This window comes from Burkholderia sp. DN3021, assembly GCF_049805555.1.
GTDB lineage: Bacteria > Pseudomonadota > Gammaproteobacteria > Burkholderiales > Burkholderiaceae > Burkholderia > Burkholderia pyrrocinia_C.
The window spans coordinates 1-4,413 of sequence record NZ_JBNCAB010000168.1; the positions used below are offsets into that span (position 1 = coordinate 1).

At 62.4% G+C, this 4,413-nt stretch carries 6 protein-coding genes; 3 read left to right on the forward strand and 3 right to left on the reverse strand.

The window, feature by feature from the left end:
• The coding region (locus ACPUER_RS35895; RefSeq protein WP_425133466.1) for a hypothetical protein at positions 1-203 on the forward strand (203 nt) is incomplete at its 5' end.
• Here the strand turns inward: ACPUER_RS35895 and ACPUER_RS35900 are convergent.
• Both ACPUER_RS35900 and ACPUER_RS35905 read right to left on the reverse strand, forming a co-directional pair.
• Entirely contained in the window at positions 196-684 is a 489-nt protein-coding gene (locus ACPUER_RS35900; protein WP_425133467.1) for a GNAT family N-acetyltransferase, read from the reverse strand. The genes ACPUER_RS35895 and ACPUER_RS35900 overlap by 8 nt on opposite strands.
• On the reverse strand, positions 681-950 hold the full coding sequence (locus tag ACPUER_RS35905) for a DUF1778 domain-containing protein (protein ID WP_425133468.1): 270 nt from the start codon (positions 948-950) through the stop codon (positions 681-683). The genes ACPUER_RS35900 and ACPUER_RS35905 overlap by 4 nt, the downstream gene beginning before the upstream one ends.
• Positions 951-1,212: 262 nt before the next feature.
• Here ACPUER_RS35905 and ACPUER_RS35910 point away from each other — a divergent pair, with 262 nt between their 5' ends.
• On the forward strand, positions 1,213-1,671 hold the full coding sequence (locus ACPUER_RS35910; RefSeq protein ID WP_425133469.1) for a hypothetical protein: 459 nt from the start codon (positions 1,213-1,215) through the stop codon (positions 1,669-1,671).
• Positions 1,672-1,877: 206 nt separating this feature from the next.
• On the opposite strand, the gene ACPUER_RS35915 is transcribed toward ACPUER_RS35910, so the two are convergent.
• Entirely contained in the window at positions 1,878-2,462 is a 585-nt protein-coding gene (locus ACPUER_RS35915) for a hypothetical protein (RefSeq protein ID WP_425133470.1), read from the reverse strand.
• 821 nt (positions 2,463-3,283) lie between these two features.
• Between ACPUER_RS35915 and ACPUER_RS35920 the strand changes: the two genes are divergently transcribed.
• Positions 3,284-4,213, forward strand: a complete 930-nt coding sequence (locus ACPUER_RS35920; protein WP_425133471.1) for an IS5 family transposase — start codon at positions 3,284-3,286, stop codon at positions 4,211-4,213.
• Positions 4,214-4,413: the final 200 nt, after the last annotated feature.

Genomic DNA, 4,413 nt, shown 5'->3' on the forward strand with positions numbered 1-4,413 from the left:
GGGCGATCGACATCGAAAGGGTTCTCACCAGAGAAAAACCCGCCAGCCGCCCTGCCCTGGCGCGGTGCAAACCGTACTATACAGGTTTTGATCCATTAAACACAATGCCGATAACAGAGTTATCGGCATTGACCGTGCACCAGGAAAACCCGGCCAAAGCCGGGTTAAGGTCGACGCATGATGCGGCAGCCACGCCTACTTGACCATCGCCAACGGCAAGAACAACGCCAACGGGTCGTGCGTGAGGGACTGGAAGCCGAAGTGTTCATAGAACGTCGCAACGTCCTCGTCCTTCGCGTCGACGGTCAAGGCGACGGCTGGGATTTCCGAGCTGGCCGCGCGCCGCAGGGCATTGACCAGTAAGGCTGCACCCAGCCCCCTGCCCCGATACCGGCGATCAACGGCCAGTCGGCCCATGCGCACCGCCGGGATTGCGGGATAGCGCGGCAGCTTGCGCGCCACCTCATGGGGCAAATCGGCCAACGCGATGCTGGCGGCTGACAGCGTGTAGTAGCCAGCAACGACATTGTCGTCGAGCATCACAAAGCACGCAGCGACGCGGCGACGCACGTCCTGCGTCACCGTTTCGCGCAAGTAGCGGTCAAGCGCCGGCGCGCCACACTCAAAACCGATTCGATCATGGGCCGCGTCGAGCGCGACCACCGTGAGCTGCGGACCGGTCATTCGTTACGCAGCAGGCGGTCGTGACGATCGAGTGCCCGCTGCAAGGCGTCCGTGGGCTTGGCGGGCGACAGAATCGCCGCCGCGAAGCGCTCCGAATCCGCCACCGACAGGCGAATCACTTCCGCGTCGGAAATGGCCCGTTGCGCGGCTTCGCGCGCGGCGGAAACGACAAAGTCCGACATCGTGCGCCCCTGGATCTCGGCGGCCCGACGGATCACGGACAGCACGTCGGTCTCGACGCGCGCTTCAAAGCGAGTAGTAGCCATAGGTTGTTACCTCCTTTCGCTACTGTACGGAAATTTGCCGGCCCCGTCAATCTGTACGGAAAATTGCCGGGCGCACTCGCGAGTGATGGGATGGAACCAGCGTCCGTCAATGCATACATCCCGTGAAGCCGCCGTCGGGGGAGCGGCGCTTGGGGCAGCGCCCTCTGATAGGCAGAGTTATCAGATGTAGCACTTTTGCACCTGGATCGACGGCTGAAAACCCTTGCTGTATAAAGATATATCTCCATATGGCAAGGCCGACATGATGCAGTTCTTCACGCCAGCCGATCACGACGCGGCCGTGCAGGCCATGCTCGCGCACCCCGATCTCGGCAGTCGCCCCCTGCGCGGCCTGATGAGCGGCATCAAGCGTCGCGCGCGGGCCCGCGCGGTGATCGCCTTCGTTCAGGCGATCGCCCCGCCCCCGCCCGACGCGACCATCACGACCACGCGGCAGCTGATGCGGGTGCTGTTCGGCCACGCGGTGTCGGTCAACGACCTGCACCGCCACTTCGCGACGCCCGGGCGCCTGGCTGACGATCGCGCCGACACGACCGCGCTGGCCACCTGGCTCGACGCCAACCGGGAACGCTTGGCGGCCGACGCGGACGACTTGATGCGCGAGCTGGATGCGGCCTGGAAGGGGTTCACGGCAGCAGCAGCCGAGGCGGCCGGCAAGATCCGCCAGGCCGGGCGGCAGGCCCGTCGTGGCGAGCCGTGACGGGCACGCGCGGTCGACGGACGGTCGATGGTCCATGCTGTTCAAGATATATCGGCAAACAGCATGTCCAACGAGCAGTCGTGCCGGCACGGATGGCGTTGGCAAAGAACCCGCCCGCGGCCAGAGCTCCAATTTTGACGCCCGCCCTACGCGCCCCCGGCGACCGGCACAAAAAACCCGGCCGGAGCCGGGTTTCGGGCCGTGTTCTATTTCGATCTTGGATTGTTCGGATCGATTCCCAGCAGCGACAGGGTCGAGCGACGGCGTTCATCGAGAGAGCGCGCGGCTGGTTTCATCGTCACCTTGCTGCGATCGAGCGGGCCTGACAGGACCGTCAAGCCCTCGCCTTCCTGGACTTTAGTTGGTTCCACGACAAGTGCGGTGTCAGCCGAGAACGAGACGGTTCGCATTAAGCGCGAATCTATACTCAGTGGATGTGCGAGTTGGTGATCAGCTGCACTGTAGACAAGACACCGGTCGCTGCCCTCTTCCTGCACAACGAAGAACTCATCGCCGAACCTATCGGCCACGAACATCCTCTGTTCGATTTCACGCAAGCGCTCAATGCTTGCTTGCATCTTGTCGCGCAGTCGTGCGTTCTCTGCCTGAAGCGTTTCGACCTTCGACGCGATAAGCGCGAGGTAAGTAGAGATCTTCCGTGAGCTGTTGACCTGCCGGGCGCCTGCTACCTTAGCTTTAGGCTCGCGCGACGCCCCAGCGCGCCCTGAGCTTCGCTTGGCGGGCGCACCCGCGAGCTTGCCGCCAGCGCCACGAAGGGTGTCAGTGGTCATTTGAAGAGTTCCTTGTCAGTCAAGTATTTGTTTAACCTTAGCACCGACGGACTCGACGGTGCAACCGTAAAGGTTAGGGGCCGTTCTCCTCCACCGATTAGCCAGAACTCCTTGCCACCAGGCTTCTCGAGTAGATGGTGCAAGGTCTTCAAGGAGCCGCCGGCTAGCCCTTCCGGGAAAAACGGAAGCTTGTTATGTAGCGACAGATCATCTGCTTGCTCAACATGTCCCGACGATAGTACCGCGCCATCGAAGCCGAGACGCGGCCATGCATAGTAGCCACCTATCCGGCCGCCGCCCGGAGCTTCGTCAGCACAATCCCTCCCGCCGACCGCATAGAGATCAATGCGTGGTATGCCGAGTGACATACAGGCTCTGACCATACGCCATAGCATTGAGGCGGCCAGGCCTTCGGGTGCACTTTCGCTGAAAGCTACAACGTCGATATAAAGATAGGGATCTGCTTCTTCGCTGTCACGGATGTAGCTAACTTTCGCTGGGATCGTCTGCCAACGCGAGCCGCTTATGTTGAAGATCAGGGCTTCGCCGTCATACTCAAGGGTGACCCTCGCGTCCTCCAGCGCGCCTGTCAGCGCGACGATCGTTGCGTCGTTGACTTGTCGAAACCCTGTTGGTCCTCAGGATCGACGTTACTACGGTCGACAGGCACGTTGTCTGCAAACAGATAGCCTTCCAGGACCGTTCGACGGGCAAGGTTTACCGATGAGGCATTCATGGGGCTTTGTTCGGAAGGGGGGATTGCGCGGCCGCGTGAGGTCGAGTAAAAAAGACGATGGATCTACCCGCCTGGTGAACATTCAGTGCCATACAAAGCCAGCCTGAAAGCCGGTGCGCCGCGCAAACGCCCGAACCCGACGTATCGGGTCGCAAACGCCCGCGCCTACAATCAGAGCCTGAAGCGGCGAGGCCAGCTCAGCCTCTACTGCCCGCACGGCGACCTGAAGGCGCTGTTCATCAACACTCAGCCGTATGTGCCGGGCGTGTCCGGGCGTGCCCCGACCTACACGAACGCCTACATTGAGCTGATCTATACGTTTTACCGGCTGTTTCGTTGGGCGATGCGCCAGATCACCGGCTTCATGGAAGAGTACTGGCGGCTGCGTGGCCTCGAGATCGCCGTGCCGAGCTTCGGGCAGCTCAGCGAGCGCTTCGCCACGCTGACGGTCCCGGTGCGGCAGCGCTGTCAGCGGGTGGCCAACCGTCTGGCCCAGGGCGAAGCGATCAGTCTGATCGTCGACAGCACCGGCATGAACTTCGGCCGGGCCAGCGAATGGCATCGCCAGAAGTACGGCCGCGACGCGAGCCGGACGCCGTGGCGCAAGGTCCATCTGTCGATCGATCCGGACATGAACATGCCCGCGATTGCGGTCACCGAAACCACGGTGTCCGACGCGGCGGGCCTGCCCGCCGTGCTGGCGGTCGATGCGCCCGTCGACTGCGTGATTGCCGACGGCGCGTACTACAGCATCGCGCAGACCGAGGCCTGGTCGAGCAGCGGCGTGCTGCCGGTGATTCCGCCGCCGGCCAATGCGGTGGTTCACGCTCAGCCGGCCACGCGCTGGCACGACCAGATTGTCGGCTACATCAAGGAAAAAGGCATCCATGCGTTCCACAACAAGTACGGGTATGGCAAGCGCGCGCTGGTCGAGGCACAGATCTCGCGGATCAAGCGCTGCATCGGCGCGCGGCTGCTGACACGCCGACTCAATCGCAGCAGCGCGAGGGCGTGATCATCGCGAACCTCGTGAATCTGTGGAACAGCTTCGGCAAAGCGGTTTGCGTCAAAACAGCCTAATTGCGCCCGCAACCAACTGCGCGCCTACCCTATCGAACAAAGCCCATCTGATCCGCAATTCGCTGAATCTGGCGAGCTGGAAGGACCGCAAGTCGCTGGCTGCCGCGATCAAGCCGATCTATCAGGCCGCCACGG